We start from the raw sequence: 17703 nt of genomic DNA, 5'->3' as shown, positions 1-17703 counted from the left end.
CCGTCAGGCCGGTGCGGTCCTGGCTCCAAGCGTGACAGTGCCAAGCCAACGGCATGGGTGCCATGGCCCGTCGGCATTTTGCAGATGGCAGGACCCGTCGGCTTGCACCTGGATCCGGGTGGGGTATCCGCTGGACCAGGGGATGGTCCAGTCGAAGGGCAGGACCAGCAGGGCCTGGGGCGGTGCCATGGCTTGTATGTCCAGTGGCTGCCACGTGTCGGGTGCAACGCAATCTTCGGTGCACGGCAAAGGCAGTTGCGGCTCGTAGCCCACCACCCAGGCCCAGAAAATGCCGGGCTTGGGGCCGTCACATTCCGGCGACTCCAGCATCAGCAATGCACTTCCTGCCTGCTCCACCGCATGGGCGCAGAGCAAGTGTGTCTCGGCGCATTGCGCATGTGCCTGCACGTTGCAATCGGGCATCAGCACATCGAGGATCTGCGCCATCTCCTGCACGCCGGCAACAGGGGGCAGGTGAGTGGGAAGCTGCAGGAACAGCCAGCTTCGCTGCTCCAGTACCACGGTGCACCGGCGAACGCACCACCAGACGCCATAGGGGTCGGCCGGGGCAACGGGGTCGGATGCCGTCGGCAGCTGTGTCCAACTGGTGTGGCCCGATTCCGTGCGTCTCTTGTATTGCCAGTGCTCATCAAAGCGCAGGCCGCAGATGAGGCGGTGATCGAGACGGATGTCTTCCTGCGGAACCTCCCGCTCACATGGCTCTGGTGCGTCGTCGGGCTTTTGCATTATTCGGATCCGGAAAGGCCGCCGTTGCCGGCGCTGTGGTTGTCCGACTGCGCCACGGTAATGGCCCCGATGCACCGGTACCGGCCCCGGCGCGCATCGATGCCATCCACACCGCACAGCCCTTCGCCATCCACCGTCATCCTCAAGGCGTGGTTCCTTGCCAGGGGAGATTTCGATCCGAAGGGCCAGATCAGCAGGGCGCGAGGACGCCCGGGCACGTCAAAGGCCGAAGTGCGCTTGGCGCGCTTGAACTTCTCATGCATTTCCACGCCGACCACCCAGGCCCAGAAAACGGGTGGCGCGCCAACACTCAAATCTTCGGCCTGCAACTGCAGCAAAGAGCAGCCATTGGCAAGCAGCGCATCGGTGCTGCGCAGCAGCGGCGCCTGTGCCGTGCTCTCGTCGAGCACCTTGACGTTCCAGTCCGCAAGCATTGCGCCCAGGGCCAATGCCACATCGCCACATTCCGGCTGCACAGGCAGGCCCGGGGGCAGATGCACGGAATGCCAGGGCATGCGATTGAGCACCGCAACGCACTGGCGCACGCACCACCACGCGCGCTGTGGATCTGCTGCAGCCACGCCGCCTGCGCGGGTTGCCGGCAGTCGCGCCCAATAGCGACGGCCTGACGGCATGCGCGCCGCGTACGTCCACAGCCCGTCAAAGCGCAGCCCAGGGGTGAAGCGGTGGGTGACGTGCGCGGTCTCAGCCACGGGACCTCTCGTCATCGTGTGCCGAAGGGCTGGCCCCGTAGGGAGTCTTGATGCCACAGCGGTCCCCGATGCGCATGAGCGCCATACCCAGGGATGTGCGCGGCTCTTTGGTCTTGCCCAATGCGAGGTCAGAAATCGTTGCTTGACCGCAGCCCACTTCGCGGGCGATCTGGCTTTGACTGACACCCTTCGCTGCAAGTCTGGCGAGGTAGTCTTTCCATTCCATAGTTTCATCCTATCGAAAAGTCGATTTTTTTACAATCGAATTTGACATATCGGTTTTCCGTAAGCTACGGAGCATGTCAACCGATTTCGGCCAACGCCTCAAAAGCGCTCGCAGTCTCGCGGGCCTCACCCAAGCGCAGCTGGGCCGCCAGGCGGGCATGGGGCAATCGACCATTGCCGACCTTGAAAGAGGCGGAAGCGGCACCTCCAAAACGGCCACGCTCGCCTCCCTGTGCGGTGTCTCGGCCCTGTGGCTGGAATGCGGCAAGGGCCCCATGTCGGCCGATGCCGCGGCGCTGCAGCGCCAACTGCCCCAGGGCACGCGCCGCTACCCGCTGCTTGGCCTGCAGCAGGCTGGCGGCCGCAGCGCACAAGACGCCATGGACGATGCCGACGATGAGCAGTTCCTGGGCATTGAAGTCGCCAGCGACAACGCATCGCCCCGTGCGTTCTTCGTGCGACTGGAAGACAACGCCATGGCCCCGGAAATCCGGGAAGGGGACCGCGTGCTCATCGATCCCGCCCTGCCGCCGCGGCCCGGGGACTGCGTGCTGGCCACCGACTCCCGGCAACAGGCCATCTTGCGCAAATACCGGGTGCGCGGGCTGGACAAGGCCGGTGCGGAAATCTTCGAGTTGGTGCCGCTCAACGAAGACCATCCCACACTGTGCAGCGACGAGCAGGCGCTGCAGTTGCGCGGCACCGTGGTGGAGCATCGCCGGCGGTTCCAGGCCCGGTAGCAGGGCCGAGGCCTTGGCACCGCTGCGGCGGCCCTGGTGCTGCCGGCTGCCGCGCCCGTGATTCATGGATGGCGGCAAGGGACAAGCGGCTTGGGCAAATCTTCCGACGAGGGCAGGCATCAACACAGTGGGTGCCCCTGCAGGAGGCCGGCATGGCCGACTTGGTCGACTTGGCCTCGTTCTCCGAGTTGGCCGCGTTGGTCGTCCTGCGCGGGTGACAGCGTCACGGCGGAAAGGCAGCGGCACTCGCGCCACTGCCCGTCAATGCCATCCACATCGCAGCGCCCGTCGCTGTTCATCTGCACCCGCGCCGCATAGCCGCAGGCCCAGGGCATGCTCCAGCCAAAGGGAATGGTCAGCAGCGCGGCAGGGCGGGGCGCGCGGCTTGCGGGCCATGGCTTCACCGGCGCGGGCCGCATCTTCTGATGCATCTCCACGCCAATCACCCAGGCCCAGAACGTGCTCTGCGGCCGCCGGTGCAGCGCCTCTGACTGCAGTTGCAGCACCGCCCCGCCTCCTGCCATCACCGCCTGGGTGCAGGACTGCATGGGCATGTGCCCGGCCCCTGCGCTGAGTTGTACCTGCCAGCGCGGCATCAGCGCGTGCAGGGCCAGCGCCACATCTTCCGGCCCCGGCCGCAAGGGCATGTCTGAAGGCAGATCCAGCGACTGCCACATCTCCCGCCGCAGCACGGCAGCGCAGCGCCGCACACACCACCAGGCGCCATGCGGATCAGCCCTGCCCGCATCAGGCTGCCCCAGCGGCAGCCGCGACCAACAGGCCCGGCCCGATGGCGCACGGGCGGCGTACTTCCATTGCGCAGCGAAGCGCAGGCCAGGGGTGAAGTGGTGGGTGATGTGCATGGATTCCAAAGTTGCGGCCAATCGCGAGGCCGACGAATTAGTAGATTTCTTAAATTAATACATCAATGCTTTATTAAATCAAGTATTGGTTTGTATCAATTGTTAAAAGCAGAATCCAGCAATGCTTGAGAAAACAGCGAAGCTGATGCGGGTCAGACTGGAGGCCGCGTTCGCCCGGTGGCAGCCTGCGGAGGGCAAGAAAACCAAGAAGCGCCTCGCGGAGCTGTGCGAGAAGGAGTTGGGCGTCAAGTGCACTCCCCAAGGCGTCAATGGCTGGTTCAAGACGGGCCGCATGGACAAGATGTGGCTTCCCGTCGTCGGAAGAATCCTGAACGTAGACCTGCTTTTGGACGTTGATGTTTCCGCAGATGGCGCGGTCTCGGCCGTGGGGCGCGCCTATCCTCTGAGCTTCACGGGACCCTCCCGCCGCCGGAGGGTTCGCCTTGTGGAGTTCGGAGACGACAGTCCCTCACAGGGGGCTTTCTTCCTTCAACTCGATGGCGACTCCATGTCCCCGGAGTTCCGCGAAGGTGACCGTGTGCTGATCGACCCTGCTGTCACGCCGCAGCCCGGCGACTATGTGGCCGCCAAGACCGGAAAGAATGAAACCCTGTTTCGCAAGTACCGGCTGCTCGGCCACGATGACAGCGGCGAGGAGGTTTTCGAGCTGATGCCGCTTAACCAGGACCATCCCGTCATGCGCAGTGACAACTACGGGCTTTCCGTGATCGGAACCATGCTGGAGTTGCGGCGGAAGTTTCCGCGACCTTGACCCTAGGATCTGCCAGTATGCGCAGCTCCGTGAACGCCGCCTTGGAAAGCAATGCGACACGGAGCATCTCCTCCGGACTGGTCAACCGGCTTGGCTGGTGGTCCAGCTTCTGGCCTGATATCTACCCATTTGGTGATGCTCATCTGTTGCCTGCAGGTGTCGGCTTTGCAGCGATTGCTGCCACTCATGCCTGCATCCTCAGTTTCGATCACAGCCGCATAGTGGTCATCCAATCACCAAAGCCGCCAGCGCCTCGCTATCGTGGCGCATAGCTTAGAGCGATGCGTACTCGAATGGGCCGCGTAGTGAAATAGGCACTATCGCCACCATGCAGGCGGCGATAGTGTCCTAGATGGGAATTAATGTTCGGCCGCTCATGTATGAATCATACGCCCCCATCTATTGCCGCTGATAGCAACTTGTGACCAGTGCGTGCCTCACTTCTTTTTAGGTGCTGCAGGCTTCAAAGCAGGATTATTTCCAGGAGTCTCTTTGTTGTCACGACGACGCTGGTCAGGCTTGCCCGTCGATTTTGCAATCGGTTTTGGTCCCGGCTTAAGGTTCATGAGGAATCTCCTTTAAATAAGTGTTGTGCATAGTAGCTGTTACTTTTCTTCGGTGCAACTTCGCAAAGAAATTTGCCAAATTCTTGTTGGCACACATCCAACAAAGACTGATCAGCCCCAATGCCTTCCATAGGCTTTTTCTGAGAAAACATTATCATCTTTCGCTACCTCATCGATACGACCATTTGGCCAAGTGCGCACCATCAGCACCTCGCGTCCCCAGTCGATGCCCTGAAGTGCAGTCAGGATTGCGGCTGTTGCTACACCACTAGGGATACCCCTATTCAAATTTTAAGAAGTGCACTTACCCTTTGCAGCAACACTGGCTCAAAAATCTGGGAGTAAGCCTCCCTGTATTTCGCAGCATTAAGGCCAAACCACTTGACAGGAGAAGACATGAGCAAGCCCGTAATGTCAGTCACAACTGCAGATGTAAAAATTCTCAAATCCAATCCACCTCAATACGTCATCGAAGCTGCCGGATCAGTATCCACATCCGGTTGGACAAATGCTCGACTTGAACCAAGGTATTACATCAATTTCCCAGAAGATGGGATACAGGATCTTGATTTCGTTGCTGACCCTCCAAAGGGCATGGCACTCATGGTTGTCACGCCAATCGTCGCTAGCCCAATGGAGTGGAGTGATCCGCCAGCGTACGTAAAGGGCATTCGCATCCACGCTCAGTCCAACGAAATTACAAAAATGTTCTAAACCGTAGAGGCAAGAGATTGCCCATACGCCTCCGGGCATATCATCGGCGGGTACTTGGTGGTCACACATTCCGCATCAGCGCAACGACATCGGTCGCGTGCAGCCTAACAGCGCGGCCAATAGCCGAACCTTGCGGCAGTGGATCTCAGCGAGAATGGCTCGACTGTCGCAAGCTGACCCGTTGCAGACGTTTTTCCAGTACCTGCCGGTGCCCACTTTGCAGCGATCGCCGTCGGTCGCGGATTACGGTGTGGCCGCAACTGTAGGGAGGCAGAAGCGGCCTTTGAGCTCCGAATGAAGCAAATCTCTTCAACATTCCCGTCTATTCAGAGTTGGTGAGCCATTGCAACAAGACCAAGACCTTCGTCCTCGAAAACACATATGCGACTGGTCGCCCTGAATCCGTGGCGCTCCCAAAAAAGCGCGTGACTGCCCTTTTGTACTCGCGTGTGGCTAAGGAAACAGGAGTTGTTCCCACGCCTTGCATCGGTCATGTCAACCCAAAAAGCTGGCGTCGGACTTCGCTTGTGATACGTTACAAACAAGCAAGAAGAAGCGATCAAGAGGAGTTCTGGATGAAGGAAATCAGTGGTCGGGCTTTCGCCGAGCGGTTTGCTCTGAATCCTTTGGGTTTTGCATGGTTGCTCGGTGCCGGAGCCTCTGCTACTGCGGGCATACCTACGGGCTATCAAATGATTCAGGAGTTCCGAACACGCCTGTTTGCCTCGGAAACCGGTATCAGCCTGCGCGAAATCGACTCAGCGGACCCCGTTTGGCAGTCGCGCATCGACCTCCACCATGAGAGGAAGGGGATTCTCCCAGCCAAGGGAGACCCCTCGGAGTACAGCCGGGCATTCGAAGCCCTGTACCCCACGCCTGAGGATCGGCGGCTCTTCATCAGAAATCAGGTCAGCAAGGGAAGCCCGTCGCTCGGCCATAAGGTGTTGGGGTCACTTCTGGGAGCACGGAAGACCACCTGCGTGTTCACCACGAATTTCGATTCGCTCATCGAAAGTGCTGCCACCATTGCATCGCAGCTTCTGCCCGCCAGCGAACGTGGTACGCCGACCCTCGCCGCGATCGACAACGCGGCCCGCGCCGAAACCTGCCTGCGCGAGAGCGAGTGGCCGCTGATCGTGAAGCTGCACGGCGACTACCAGTCTGTCGCACTCAAAAATACCGATCAGGAGCTGGCACAGCAAGACGCCCAGTTGCGGCTGGTGTTGACCCAATCCCTACAGCGGTTCGGACTGGTCGTTGTCGGCTACAGCGGCCGCGATGAGTCCATCATGCAGGCCTTGAGCGCCGTCCTTCGATTCCCTGTTCGCTATCCCAAGGGCATTTACTGGCTGTGCCGTGATGCCGACAGCTTGCTCCCCTCGGTCCGGGAGCTCCTTGAACAAGCCGAATTGGCACAAGTGGATGTGCATCTTGTCAGGGGCACCACCTTCGATGAGCTATGTGGAGATATCGCAGACGTCACGGAACTTCCCGCCCCTTTGGTCACCCATGTGTTCGGCGACCGCAGCACCGCCGCTCTAACGCAAGTACCGCTGCAGCGACATGCGGCACTGCGTGCGCCGGTGCTCAGGCTTTCGGCAATGCCTCTGATCGAGATGCCCAAGTCCGCCCGGAGGATCGCTCTCAACTCGAACGCTGGCATCGCCGACGTTCGTGCCCTGCTCAAGCAGGCTGGCGTGAGAGCCACCGTTGGACAGGCAGGGGGCCCTGGCGTACTGGCAGCATTCGGACCCGACGCGCTGCTGGAGCAGGCGCTGGCACCCCTCGGAGCCAGGTTGGCTGGAGAGGTCGCGCTGGACATCGCTAGGGATTCCTGGGCCAAAGGCGTGATTTACGACGCACTCGTTCGCGCGCTTTGCAGGGGGCTACCTCTGTTCGCACGGTTGCATGGCCGTGGCCACAGCCTCTCGGTGTCACGTCCGAACAGCGAACTCCCCAGGGAGCTGGCACAGGCCAGGAACGAACGGTTGTCGCGCTTAAAAACGGCGTATCGGTCCGAGCTGACCGGCCCGATCCCAGGCACGTCCAGCAAATACTCGGAAGGTCTCTCAATACGGCTGGAACAGGCTGACGACCGCTGGTGGGCTGTGTTCGAACCGGCGACTTTCATTGACATCGACCACCGCGCAGCCGATGCTGATCCCCCTCAGGCAAGCGCCGAATGGCGTAAGGCCGAGGATTGGCGCAGGGAGCGCTGGGTGAGGAAGTACAACGACCGCTGGTCTGAAATCCTTGATGCCTGGGTGGAGTTGCTGACACATGCCCAAGGCCCCCGACGCAGCGCCTACGGCTTGGTCGAGGAGCCGGGTGTCGATGCGTTGTTCGAGCTGGGCTCAAAGACTGCGCGCAGCAGGCCAGCACACGACCACGATTTTTTCCATGTGCAGCGGGGGCAGCGATGAGTGTCGAGAAGCCACTCCCGATCGGCTTGCCCGCGTTCACGCTGCTGGAGGAACCTGAGCTGGCCTTCGCGTCTGGTGACCCCAAGGCCCGCCACCGGCACCCGCTGCTTGGACTGTCGCGCTTTGGCGCGTTCGATCAGGCATCGTATCGACACTACAGCCAGGACCTTCGCGTCGCGTATGTGGGGCCCAGATCGGGCGCGGCACTGGTGCGCGACATGCGGGAGAGCCTGCGTGGCCCGCAACGCAATACCGACAACAATAGCTACGCTCAAGCTTATCCGGGATTCGAAAACCTGTTCGGTGTGGATCTGCTCAGCGCTGACAAGCAGACCCATGTTGTGTGGCCCGAGGAGCTGTACGACCTCGGTCAGGGCGACACGGTCAGCGAGCGGGTCCGCGCAGCTCTCCATCACGCACTCAAGCGCCTTGAGGCTGCACGCGCCCAGTTCGATGTGGCGCTGGTGTACTTTCCCGACCGATGGCTCTCACATCTTCGGACTAAGGAATTCGATGCGCACGACGAGCTCAAGGCGCTGGGGGCTCAATTGGGCATACCGACCCAGGTCATCAATGACAAGTCACTGAAGTTCGGCAACTGGGGCGCTCGCGCATGGCGCCTCTCCGTGGCGCTGTATGCCAAGGCCGGCGGGACGCCCTGGAAGCTGGCGCCACTCGAAGGCATACCCGAGGACACCGCCTACATCGGACTGGCCTATGCCATTCGTCGATCCTCGGACGAAGCCCACTATGTGACCTGCTGCTCCCAGGTCTTCGATATGGAGGGCGGCGGCATGCAGTTCATTGCCTTCGAAGCGAACGATGCAATTGCCGACGAAGCCGAGGCACGGCGCAACCCGTTTCTTTCGCAAGCTGACATGCGGGCGGTCCTCACGCGCAGCGTCCGGCTTTACCTCGAAGGACATGCAGGCCGCGTCCCGCGTCGCCTTGTGATCCATAAGACCACCGCCTTCACCGAAAGCGAACTCAAGGGAGTGCAGGACGCGACGCAGTCGATCCCGGAAGTCGAGTGCATCGAGATCGGCTCAAGCTCGGCATGGCGAGGCGTCTGGATGGTCGAGGCGCGAGCCAAGCAACCCAGCATCCAGCCAGCGCGCTTCCCTGTTCCACGCGGCACCCTTGTTATGACCTCCGGCAATGCGGCGCTCCTGTGGCTTGCTGGCAATGCACCGTCAGCCGTTGGTGGTAGGGATTACTTCCAAGGAGGCAAGAGTATCCCGAAACCGATTGTCCTTCGTCGTCACATGGGGCGCGGCCCCTTCGAACTCCTGGCTTCCGAAGCCATGGCGCTGGCCAAAATGGACTGGAATAACGATGCGCTGTATGACCCCTTGCCGGTGACAATTATGTACTCGCAACGACTGTCACGCACCATCTCTAATGTGCCCAGCTTACCCGCGCACAGCTATCCGTATCGGTTATTCATGTAATAACGACACACATGGAAGCAATGCGCTTACTTACATTGAGTCTACTAGACTTCAGTCAAGCCAAGTTGTAGTCAAATTATAAATTCATCCTAACTCCATGTTCCATTTCCTCGTTACTTCCGATAAAGGCGCATGGGAGGGCAAGGTCGAGATCTACTCTCGCAGCCGCTTCCTTGAGTACACGCCGGACGACATCGTTGCCAAGTTCTCGAACATTACAAGTGAGGTTATTGAGCAACTGAAGAAGATGCCTTGCCTTTGCGCTTACGAAGGCGAGTATGACATTCGTGTTGCAAAGGTCAAGTCAATTGAAGTTCAAGCGGGGTCAGTGCGCATTGAAATCGACTTCGATAATCGCATTTCTCCAATTCCATTTGACGATTTCAGCAAGCACAAGAAGCGCTTCGGAATTCACGAATGGGAGTTTTCTCGCACCCACTGGGCAATCAAGAGTGGCGATCTACTAGAAAAGCTCCGAGAAAGTAGCATTGCATTTGTCGACCAAGAGACTGCTCTGGCAGATGTCTTCGAGGATTTTGCACCTGCCGAAGACGTCTCTGGCCTGATAGTTCAGAAGGGTCCGACAGTAGTGCGCAGCGTTTCCGAGTTCATTGCCCAGGTGAACAAGCTGAACGACGCGACCCGGGAAGCCTTCTATCGGGGCCACACAGACATTGAGTACCAACTGAAGCCATCTGTATTTCGCACAAATAAGCAAGGCGTACCGCTCTATAGAAACAGCGAACATCAAATGTTTCGCGAAGTGCTGGTTTCAAACTCTTTTGACTTCAAGGACGACACGTCGACGCTTGACCGCTTGGTTCGAATGCAGCACTACGAGCTTCCTACGCGCCTGCTCGATATCACCGCCAACCCCTTGATTGCGTTGTTTTTCGCTGTTTTCAGCAAGCAGCAGACGGAAGAGAAGCTAGGCGTACCTGGCCAAGTGATCCTGTTCCAGCTCAGCCGTGATCACATCAAGTATTTCGACTCGGACACCGCAAGTTGCATCGCCAATCTTGCGTTGCTGAGCGCGGCCGACAAAAACAGCATCGACTTCACCGGGGCTATGGATGTTGTAGCTGGACAGACTTTTGAACTGAATAAATTCAACGTCCAACCCTCGATCCGTCGCCTGCTGCACTACATCAAGAACGAGAAGCCCTACTTTCAAGACCGCATCGTGCCCTCGTCACTTGGCAGTGTAATCTGCGTTAAAGGTAAGAAGAGCAATGACCGCATCTCCTCGCAAGCGGGCGCCTTTCTTCTTTTTGGCCACGAAGCAGTGCTGGCCGAAGAAACCACAGACACGATCACTATCCATCGAATAAATGTGGAGAACAAGCGTGCCGTCCTGGAAGAGCTTGAACGCCTCGATATTACTGAGAGTACCGTCTTCCCCAACTTGGTCGCTACCTGCAATCACATCAAGACGCGTTACCAGACTAAGTTTTAAGCATCAGTAGCGAGGGGGCAAACTACCGACAATGTTCCAACAATGTTAGAAAGCTGTCGTTCTCGGCTCAGCCCAAGGTTGGACGACTGTTTTCGGGTTGCCCTACGCCCTGCCAAGCGGCCTGTCGGCTCTCAGCCTGAAGCCGTCGCTCGAAAGTCTTCGCGCGACAACTACAAGAAGGGCAGTTGATGAAAAACGTTCTGCGAAGGGGCGCGATCATGGCGTTGCTGGCAACCCTGGGATGCAGCCAGTCGCCGAGTTGGCGGTGGGAAGCGACGCAAAGCGTCGATGTTCTGCTGAAAAAAGGCGATCCACAGACGGTGGCATTTGTCCTCAACGCAGGGGACGTTTGCGCACTCGGCCAGCATTGGAGCTTTGAAAAGGAGCTGCGTTACAAGGAAGTGATCTGCCCCCAAGGCAAGGGCTGGATCACTTCCGACACGCCGTTCAAAAAGCTGGGCGGCTGAATTGGCAATGGGGCGAGTGCTCGCAGCGCCCCTTAGAAGCTATGCATCAACCCCGCAGTCACCCCCGTAGCCACATCCTTGTTCTGCCCGCCCTGAAACCCTCCGCTCCAATGCGTACGGTCCAGTTCCGCATACAGCTTGCTGCGGCGCGAGAGCTTGTATTCCGCAAACAGCAGGGCACGGGTGTAGCCGTCTGCGGCGCGGCCGCTGCGTTCGCGTTCCACGCGGTACAGGGCGGCGGTCAGGTCCAGCGTGCTGCGGGCGGACCAGGTGGCGCCCAGCGAGTGCACGCGCTGCACGGTGCGGGCGGTGGTGGCGTTGGTCTGGCCGTCGCTGCGCGCGGTGTTCAGCGCAAGGCGCAGCTTGTCCCATTGGTAGCTGGCGCCCAGGGTGGCGGCTTTCAGCTCCCATTGGTCTGCGGTCTTGAAGCGCTGGTAGGCGCCGGAGACGGTCCATGTCTTCGTGCCATAGGCCAGGCCCGCGCCGGCCGATGAGCGGGCGGAGCCGCCTTGCGCCGTCTCGCCAAAGCTGTACATGGCGCGGGCGGTGAGGCCGCCGAAGCGGCCGGTGTACTTGACCGAGTTGTCCAGCCGGTAGGAGCCGGTGGTGGCGCCCGCGCTGCCGTATTCCACACCCAGGCCGTGGCTGCTGAGCGCGGCGGTGGCGATGTTGGGGTTGAAGGATGCAAACCGCATGCCCACGGGGTCCACGGGGCTGATGGCCTCTGCCAGCAGGTTGGTCTGGCGGCCGGCCGTGACCTGGCCCCAGCTGCCGCCCAGGCCCACGATGGCCGCGCGGTCGAAGAACTTGCTGGAGTTGGCGGTGGTGCCGGTGTCCAGGTTCAGGCCTGTTTCCAGGTTGAACAGGGCGTACATGCCGCCGCCCAGGTCTTCGCGCCCGCGAAAGCCAAAGCGGCTGGTGGTGTTGACGCCGCTGGACAGCGCGGCGCCCGAGGTGTTGCTGGCCGCGTTGGCGGCGGTGAGGCCGCTGGTGTAGCGCACGCCGGTATCGGCAATGCCGTAGAGCGTGATGCTGGATTGCGCAAGGGCCGACAGCGGTGCGGCGGCGAGGGTGATCAGCACCAGGGTTTTGGTGTTCATGGGTGTGGCGAGGGTGATAGGGCTGGGCAGCGGCATACCGCAGCAGTGCCGTTGCAGCGCCGCTGAATGGAGGTCGAACCGGGGAGGGGTGAAGGCCCTCTCTGTGTCGAGGGCCTTGAGTGCCTAGAGAGCCTTGAGGGCTCGGGGGCCTGCCGTCAGGGCTTGGCCGCCGGCTCCATGCCCGTGCTGCGCACGATGGGTGCGGCGGCGGGGGCTGCCAGGAAGCGGATCAGGTGTCGCGCCGTCTCAGGGCTCTTGGCGCCGGTGGCCACGCCTGCGGAGAAGAAGACGCGCTGCTGCACTTCATCGGGCAGGGGGCCGACGAATTCCAGTTCCTTGAATGGCAGCAGTTCGCTGACCTGCTGGAAGCCGATGTCCGCATCGCCACGCAGCACCACGGCGCCCACGCGCTCGCTGAGGATGCGGGTGGCCTTGCCCTTCATCTGCTCGGCCACTCCCAGGCGCGGGAACAGTTCGTTGGCCAGATAGGTGCCGCTGGCGCTGGCCGAGTAGGCAATGGTCTTGGCATCCAGCAGGGTCTGCTTGAGCGCGTCCACGGTGCTGATGTCGGGCTTGGGCGTGCCCTTGCGCACGCTCATGCCGATCATGGAGCGCGCCAGGTCCACGCGGCTGCCCGCTTCCACCTTGCCTTGGGCGGCCAGATTGTCCAAGGCTCCATCCGCAAGGATGACGATGTCGAACTGCTCGCCCCGTGCCAGGCGGCTGGGAATGGAGTCCTGCGCATTGCCCATGGAGGCACCGCGCGAGGTGACGACCTTGTGGCCCGTGGCCTGCTCGTACAGGGGTATCAACTGGTCGTAGGCGGCAGAGAAGCCGCCCGAGGTGACCACGCGGATTTCGTCTGCGCTGGCCGTGGAGGGCGTGGCAGCGCCCAGGGCCAGGCCCAGGCTGAGGGCGCCGCCCAGCAGCGCGCCCAGGGTGCGGCGGCGCAGGGTGGATGGCACGGAGGACTGCAGGGGGGTGGAACGGATGGCGGTCATGGTTTGTCTCCTGGTTTTTTATGGTTGGGGAACGGCTAACGGCTGCCGAGGGAATCAATCGGCGGTGATTTTTCGCTCGCGGATGATGCGGCCCCACTTGGCGTGTTCTGCGGCAATGAACTGGCCCAGTTCCTCGCGGGTGCCCGGGGCGGCGGTCTGGCCGTGCTTGAGCAGGTTGTCGCGCACTTCGGGGGTGTTCAGCACCTTGACCAGCTCGGTGTTCCAGCGGTCCAGCAAGGGCTTGGGCGTCTTGGCGGATGCCACGAAGGCGTACCAGTTGGTGGCGTTGAAGCCGGGGAAGCTTTCGGCCACGGTGGGCACGTTGGGCAGGTAGGCCGGGCGCGTGAGGCCCGTGGTGGCCAGCGGGATCAGCTTGCCCGATTCGATGTGGGGCAGGGCCGTGGGCGGGGCTGCGTAGAAGGAGGTCACGCGGTTGCCCAGCACGTCCTGCAGCGCGGGCGCGCCGCCCTTGTAGGGCACGTGCAGGGTGTCGATCTTGGCGACATCGTTGAGCAGTTCACCGGCCAGGTGCGATGCGGAGCCGGGGCCGGTGGAGGCGAAGTCCAGCTTGCCGGGTTCGCGCCTGGCCTTGGCCACGTATTCGCCCAGGGTCTTGATGCCGGTGGCGGCAGGCACGACGAGCACGTTGGGAAAGTTCACGCCCATGGTGATGGGGGCCAGGTCCTTGAGCGGGTCGTAGCCGATCTTCATGAAGTGCGGCGCGATGGCCAGCGGGCCGATGGAGCCGAAGAGCAGCACCGAGCCGTCGGACGGGCCATTGGCCACCTGCGTGTGGGCCAGGTTGCCGCCTGCGCCTGGCTTGTTTTCAACGACCACGCTCTGGCCGATGTTCTCGCCCAGTTTCTTGGCGATGATGCGCGCGGCAATGTCGGCCGAGCCGCCTGCGGCGAAGCCGACCACCATGACCACGGGTTTCTTGGGGGGGAAGTCCTGGGCCTGGGCAGTGCCCACGGCCAGGGAAAGAAGGGCGGCCAGGGCGCCGCCCGCGATCAGTCTGCGTTGGTGCATGTCGTCTCCGTTTGTTGGTCTTGCCTGCCCGCAGGGGGCAGCGTTATCAAGGGCGCCATCCTATGCAGCGGGTGTTATTCTGTGAATTGCAACTTTTGGAAGGACTGTTGCGTGCAGCGCATCAAATTCGACATGGGGGAACTGATCGCCTTCGTGACCACGGCCGAGAAGGCCAGTTTTCGCCTGGCCGCAGAAGCGCTTTTCCTGTCGCCGCCTGCCTTGAGCCGGCGCGTGGAGCGCCTGGAGTCGGTGCTGGGCGTGCGGCTGCTGGAGCGCACCACGCGGCAAGTGAAGCTGACCGAGGTAGGCCATGAATTCCTGCAGGAGGCGCGCCGGGCCCTGGCCGGCCTGGACGAGGCCGTGCAGCGCGTGGATGACCAGGTCAAGCTGCGCCGTGGCCGCGTGACGGTTGCCTGCGTGCCTTCGGTGGCCACCAATCTGCTGCCCCCGGTGCTGAAATCCTTTGCCGTGGAGCAGCCCGATGTGCAGGTGCACGTCATCGACGAGAGCGCGCACCAGGTGGTGGAGGCCGTGCTGCGCGGGGAGGCGGATTTCGGCCTGAGCTTCACGGGCAGCCAGGAGCCGTCGCTGCGCTTTGAGGCGCTCACGCGCGAGCGCTATGTGCTGGCCATGCCGCGCAGCCATGCCTGGGCCGGGCGCAGCCAGGTGGAATGGGCCGAGCTGGCGGGCAAGCGCCTGGTGTCCGTCTCCCACCAAAGCGGCAACCGGCTGCTGCTGGACCAGGTGATGGCCGGCCTGCCAGAGCAGCCCGTGGCCTGGCACGAGTGCAACCACGTCACAGGCGCCCTGGCCCTGGTGGAGGCCGGCCTGGGCCTGGCCGCCGTGCCCCAGCTGGCTCTGCGCCAGGACCACGCCCAGGTCTGCGGCGTACCCCTGACCGCGCCCGATGTGTGGCGCACGCTGGGCCTGCTGCAAAGGCGTGACCGCGTGCTGGGGCCTGTGGCGCAGGCGTTGCGGGAGTGCCTGGTGCAGGTGCAGGGGGCGGGCTGCTGAGCGGGAATGCCGGTTCGGCAACGGCCCGCTTGTGCGCGATGCAGATGCCCGCCTCGCTTGTGACCCGGATGCTCCCCCGAACAGCACCGACGGGGCAGGTTTAAGGCTTTATATGAGTTTCAATCATGTAATTGTGAGATAAAACCATTTTACTTCATTGATTTGGCTCCATATCATCCGCTCCCATTGTTCGTTTGCATTTTGGGAAGCAGTCATGGCCATCACTTCACCTCGGACCGCATGGTCGCCACAACCGGCTCCCGCGTTGAACCCCGGCCATCTTGCGTGAGAGCAGCAATGACACGTCCACTTCGTCTGGTCGCCGTATCCGGCGGACTGCAGCGCCCCTCCAAGTCTGCCGCCCTGGCAGAGCATCTGTCTGATCTGATCGCCGACGAAGTTCCGTGTGAACAACGCCTGGTGGAACTCGGCCAGCTCGCGCCGCAGCTTGCCGGCGCGGTGTGGCGCTCGCAGTTGCCCGAGACGGTGGAGCGGGAGCTTGCGGCGGTGGAGCAGGCGGATGTGCTGGTGGTGGCCACACCGGTCTTTCGCGGCGCCTACACCGGGTTGTTCAAGCACTTCTTCGACTTCGTCCACCAGGACGCCTTGATCGACAAACCCGTGCTGCTGGCGGCCACCGGTGGAAGCGAGCGCCATGCCCTGGTGATCGACCACCAGTTGCGGCCGCTGTTCAGCTTCTTCCAGGCGCGCACCCTGCCACTGGGTGTCTACGCGACCGACAAGGATTTCGTGGACTACCGCCTGCACGACGAGGCACTGCTACAGCGGGCCGCGCTGGCGGTTCAGCGGGCATTGCCGCTGGTCGAACTGAGGCAGCGCACCATGCCCCATCTGGCCGAATCAGCGGCTGTTGCATGAAGAAAACAACGGTTTTCTCTCCACGCCCATGGGCCTCCTGAACTCATGAAGCTGCTGGCCGGCCAGGACGTGATGGCGGGCCAGGCGCAGGGGAACATCCCAGGAATTCATGGTTTGCCCTGTATCGGATTCAGGCAGCTGTCTTGGAAAAAGACATTGAATCTGTTCAATGGACAGACACTTTCGGCCCTGGCACGGGCGGCCTGGCCCCGGGGGGCGCAAGGCCGTCCCTGTCTTGGTGCCGCCTGGGTGCCGTCTGGGCGTGCCTGGCACAAAGCATGCATGGTCCCCTTGCAAAACGGCAGGCCCAGCCAGGCCATCAAGCCGCAAACCCCAAAGGAGACAAACCATGCACCGCCGCCCCTTCCTCCATTGCACCATCGCACTCGCCGCCATGGCCGCTGCAGCTCCTGCTGCACTGGCCCAGCAGGGCGAGATCCGCATTGCCCACGTCTACAGCAAGACCGGCGCGCTGGAGGCCTATGGCAAGCAGACCCAGGCCGGGCTGCTGATGGGGCTGGAGTACGCCACGGGCGGCAGCATGGCGGTGAATGGCAAAAAGCTGGTGGTGATCGAGAAGGACGACCAGGGCAAGCCCGACCTGGGCAAGAGCCTGCTGGCCACGGCGTATTCCGATGACAAGGCCGATCTGGCCGTGGGGCCCACGTCGTCCGGCGTGGCGCTGGCCATGCTGCCCGTGGCCGAGGAGTACAAGAAGATTTTGCTGGTGGAGCCGGCCGTGGCCGATTCGATCACGGGCGACAAGTGGAACAAGTACATCTTCCGCACGGGCCGCAACTCCAGCCAGGACGCCATCAGCAATGCGGTGGCCATCGACAAGGCGGGCGTGACGATTGCCACGCTGGCCCAGGACAACGCCTTCGGCCGCGACGGGGTGAAGGCCTTCAAGGACGCCATCAAGAAGGGCAAGCTGGCGCATGAGGAGTACCTGCCTGCCGCCACCACGGATTTCACGGCAGGGGCGCAGCGGCTGATCGACAAGCTCAAGGACCAGCCGGGCAGGAAGATCATCTGGATCGTGTGGGCCGGGGCGGGCAATCCGTTCAAGATCGCGGACATGGATCTCAAGCGCTACGGGATCGAGATCGCCACGGGCGGCAACATCCTGCCCGCCATGGCGGCCTACAAGAATCTGCCGGGCATGGAGGGCGCCACGTACTACTACTACGGCATTCCCAAGAACCCGGTGAACGAGGCGCTGGTGTCCATGCACTACAAGCAGTACAAGACGCCGCCGGATTTCTTCACGGCCGGCGGCTTCTCTGCGGCCATGGCCATCGTGACGGCGCTCAAGAAGACAGGTGGAGACACCAAGACCAACGGTCTGATCAAGGCCATGGAGGGCATGAGCTTCGACACGCCCAAGGGCCAGATGACCTTCCGCAAGGAAGACCACCAGGCCCTGCAGAGCATGTACCACTTCAAGATCCGCGTGGACCCGGCGCTGGCCTGGGGCGTGCCGGAGCTGGTGCGCGAGATCAAGCCCGAGGAGATGCAGGTTCCCATCCGCAACGGCCGCTGA

At 61.9% G+C, this 17703-nt stretch carries 18 protein-coding genes; 11 read left to right on the top strand and 7 right to left on the bottom strand.

Translation table 11 applies throughout. The features are described from left to right. Nucleotides 1-3 precede the first annotated feature (3 nt). Entirely contained in the window at nucleotides 4-747 is a 744-nt protein-coding gene (locus tag PO605_RS26900; protein WP_272207176.1) for a hypothetical protein, read from the bottom strand. Then, on the bottom strand, nucleotides 747-1460 hold the full coding sequence (locus PO605_RS26895; RefSeq protein ID WP_272207175.1) for a hypothetical protein: 714 nt from the start codon (nucleotides 1458-1460) through the stop codon (nucleotides 747-749). The genes PO605_RS26900 and PO605_RS26895 overlap by 1 nt, the downstream gene beginning before the upstream one ends. A gap of 299 nt (nucleotides 1461-1759) precedes the next feature. Here PO605_RS26895 and PO605_RS26890 point away from each other — a divergent pair, with 299 nt between their 5' ends. Next, on the top strand, nucleotides 1760-2425 hold the full coding sequence (locus tag PO605_RS26890) for a LexA family protein (RefSeq protein WP_272207174.1): 666 nt from the start codon (nucleotides 1760-1762) through the stop codon (nucleotides 2423-2425). Nucleotides 2426-2544: 119 nt separating this feature from the next. Here PO605_RS26890 and PO605_RS26885 read toward each other — a convergent pair whose 3' ends face one another. Beyond that, entirely contained in the window at nucleotides 2545-3288 is a 744-nt protein-coding gene (locus PO605_RS26885) for a hypothetical protein (RefSeq protein WP_272207173.1), read from the bottom strand. 121 nt (nucleotides 3289-3409) lie between these two features. Between PO605_RS26885 and PO605_RS26880 the strand changes: the two genes are divergently transcribed. Then, the gene (locus PO605_RS26880) at nucleotides 3410-4060 is read left to right on the top strand and encodes a S24 family peptidase (protein ID WP_272207172.1); all 651 of its coding nucleotides are present in this window, start codon (nucleotides 3410-3412) and stop codon (nucleotides 4058-4060) included. A 17-nt stretch (nucleotides 4061-4077) separates the two neighbouring features. Beyond that, entirely contained in the window at nucleotides 4078-4332 is a 255-nt protein-coding gene (locus tag PO605_RS26875; RefSeq protein WP_272207171.1) for a hypothetical protein, read from the top strand. A gap of 165 nt (nucleotides 4333-4497) precedes the next feature. Here PO605_RS26875 and PO605_RS26870 read toward each other — a convergent pair whose 3' ends face one another. Beyond that, a complete protein-coding gene (locus PO605_RS26870; protein ID WP_272207170.1) occupies nucleotides 4498-4626 on the bottom strand; it encodes a hypothetical protein in 129 nt (42 codons plus the stop codon). Between the two features lie 396 nt (nucleotides 4627-5022). On the opposite strand from PO605_RS26870, the gene PO605_RS26865 reads away from it, so the two are divergent. The 5 genes from PO605_RS26865 (at nucleotide 5023) to PO605_RS26845 (ending at nucleotide 11137) form a co-directional block, all read left to right on the top strand. Next, nucleotides 5023-5340: a hypothetical protein gene (locus PO605_RS26865; protein WP_272207169.1), complete on the top strand. Its 318-nt coding sequence runs from the start codon at nucleotides 5023-5025 to the stop codon at nucleotides 5338-5340. A gap of 575 nt (nucleotides 5341-5915) precedes the next feature. Then, nucleotides 5916-7763, top strand: a complete 1848-nt coding sequence (locus tag PO605_RS26860) for an SIR2 family protein (protein WP_272207168.1) — start codon at nucleotides 5916-5918, stop codon at nucleotides 7761-7763. Further along, nucleotides 7760-9214 (top strand): argonaute/piwi family protein, encoded by a 1455-nt coding sequence (locus tag PO605_RS26855; RefSeq protein ID WP_272207167.1) that lies wholly within the window; start codon nucleotides 7760-7762, stop codon nucleotides 9212-9214. Before PO605_RS26860 ends, PO605_RS26855 begins: the two co-directional genes overlap by 4 nt. 97 nt (nucleotides 9215-9311) lie before the next feature. Beyond that, nucleotides 9312-10670: an FRG domain-containing protein gene (locus PO605_RS26850; protein ID WP_272207166.1), complete on the top strand. Its 1359-nt coding sequence runs from the start codon at nucleotides 9312-9314 to the stop codon at nucleotides 10668-10670. 188 nt (nucleotides 10671-10858) lie between these two features. After that, on the top strand, nucleotides 10859-11137 hold the full coding sequence (locus PO605_RS26845; RefSeq protein ID WP_272207165.1) for a hypothetical protein: 279 nt from the start codon (nucleotides 10859-10861) through the stop codon (nucleotides 11135-11137). A 32-nt stretch (nucleotides 11138-11169) separates the two neighbouring features. Here the strand turns inward: PO605_RS26845 and PO605_RS26840 are convergent, their stop codons facing one another. The 3 genes from PO605_RS26840 to PO605_RS26830 all read right to left on the bottom strand — a co-directional run bounded on the left by PO605_RS26840 (nucleotide 11170) and on the right by PO605_RS26830 (nucleotide 14267). Beyond that, nucleotides 11170-12273, bottom strand: a complete 1104-nt coding sequence (locus PO605_RS26840; protein WP_272207164.1) for a porin — start codon at nucleotides 12271-12273, stop codon at nucleotides 11170-11172. A gap of 119 nt (nucleotides 12274-12392) precedes the next feature. Beyond that, complete coding sequence (locus tag PO605_RS26835) at nucleotides 12393-13238, bottom strand: substrate-binding domain-containing protein (protein WP_272207163.1); 846 nt, start codon at nucleotides 13236-13238, stop codon at nucleotides 12393-12395. A 54-nt stretch (nucleotides 13239-13292) separates the two neighbouring features. Further along, the gene (locus PO605_RS26830) at nucleotides 13293-14267 is read right to left on the bottom strand and encodes a Bug family tripartite tricarboxylate transporter substrate binding protein (protein ID WP_013803335.1); all 975 of its coding nucleotides are present in this window, start codon (nucleotides 14265-14267) and stop codon (nucleotides 13293-13295) included. Nucleotides 14268-14378: 111 nt separating this feature from the next. Between PO605_RS26830 and PO605_RS26825 the strand changes: the two genes are divergently transcribed. The 3 genes from PO605_RS26825 to PO605_RS26815 all read left to right on the top strand — a co-directional run bounded on the left by PO605_RS26825 (nucleotide 14379) and on the right by PO605_RS26815 (nucleotide 17703). Next, nucleotides 14379-15281: a LysR family transcriptional regulator gene (locus tag PO605_RS26825; RefSeq protein WP_209803192.1), complete on the top strand. Its 903-nt coding sequence runs from the start codon at nucleotides 14379-14381 to the stop codon at nucleotides 15279-15281. Between the two features lie 297 nt (nucleotides 15282-15578). After that, nucleotides 15579-16160, top strand: a complete 582-nt coding sequence (msuE, locus tag PO605_RS26820) for an FMN reductase (RefSeq protein WP_016454049.1) — start codon at nucleotides 15579-15581, stop codon at nucleotides 16158-16160. Between the two features lie 349 nt (nucleotides 16161-16509). Beyond that, a complete protein-coding gene (locus PO605_RS26815) occupies nucleotides 16510-17703 on the top strand; it encodes a substrate-binding domain-containing protein (RefSeq protein ID WP_272207162.1) in 1194 nt (397 codons plus the stop codon).

The organism is Delftia sp. DT-2 (assembly GCF_028401915.1).
Classification (GTDB): domain Bacteria; phylum Pseudomonadota; class Gammaproteobacteria; order Burkholderiales; family Burkholderiaceae_C; genus Comamonas; species Comamonas tsuruhatensis.
Note: the sequence above shows the minus strand (reverse complement) of the source record. Positions and strands in the feature narration are given on the sequence as shown.

Excerpts from the sequence above, each read along its gene's own strand:
- PO605_RS26885 (WP_272207173.1), bottom strand. The coding sequence starts at position 3,288 with ATGCACATCACCCACCACTTCACCCCTGGCCTGCGCTTCGCTGCGCAA.
- PO605_RS26845 (WP_272207165.1), top strand. The coding sequence starts at position 10,859 with ATGAAAAACGTTCTGCGAAGGGGCGCGATCATGGCGTTGCTGGCAACC.
- PO605_RS26880 (WP_272207172.1), top strand. The coding sequence starts at position 3,410 with ATGCTTGAGAAAACAGCGAAGCTGATGCGGGTCAGACTGGAGGCCGCG.
- msuE (WP_016454049.1), top strand. The coding sequence starts at position 15,579 with ATGACACGTCCACTTCGTCTGGTCGCCGTATCCGGCGGACTGCAGCGC.
- PO605_RS26900 (WP_272207176.1), bottom strand. The coding sequence starts at position 747 with ATGCAAAAGCCCGACGACGCACCAGAGCCATGTGAGCGGGAGGTTCCG.
- PO605_RS26850 (WP_272207166.1), top strand. The coding sequence starts at position 9,312 with ATGTTCCATTTCCTCGTTACTTCCGATAAAGGCGCATGGGAGGGCAAG.
- PO605_RS26890 (WP_272207174.1), top strand. The coding sequence starts at position 1,760 with ATGTCAACCGATTTCGGCCAACGCCTCAAAAGCGCTCGCAGTCTCGCG.
- PO605_RS26860 (WP_272207168.1), top strand. The coding sequence starts at position 5,916 with ATGAAGGAAATCAGTGGTCGGGCTTTCGCCGAGCGGTTTGCTCTGAAT.
- PO605_RS26835 (WP_272207163.1), bottom strand. The coding sequence starts at position 13,238 with ATGACCGCCATCCGTTCCACCCCCCTGCAGTCCTCCGTGCCATCCACC.
- PO605_RS26815 (WP_272207162.1), top strand. The coding sequence starts at position 16,510 with ATGCACCGCCGCCCCTTCCTCCATTGCACCATCGCACTCGCCGCCATG.
- PO605_RS26840 (WP_272207164.1), bottom strand. The coding sequence starts at position 12,273 with ATGCCGCTGCCCAGCCCTATCACCCTCGCCACACCCATGAACACCAAA.
- PO605_RS26870 (WP_272207170.1), bottom strand. The coding sequence starts at position 4,626 with ATGAACCTTAAGCCGGGACCAAAACCGATTGCAAAATCGACGGGCAAG.
- PO605_RS26865 (WP_272207169.1), top strand. The coding sequence starts at position 5,023 with ATGAGCAAGCCCGTAATGTCAGTCACAACTGCAGATGTAAAAATTCTC.
- PO605_RS26830 (WP_013803335.1), bottom strand. The coding sequence starts at position 14,267 with ATGCACCAACGCAGACTGATCGCGGGCGGCGCCCTGGCCGCCCTTCTT.
- PO605_RS26855 (WP_272207167.1), top strand. The coding sequence starts at position 7,760 with ATGAGTGTCGAGAAGCCACTCCCGATCGGCTTGCCCGCGTTCACGCTG.
- PO605_RS26875 (WP_272207171.1), top strand. The coding sequence starts at position 4,078 with ATGCGCAGCTCCGTGAACGCCGCCTTGGAAAGCAATGCGACACGGAGC.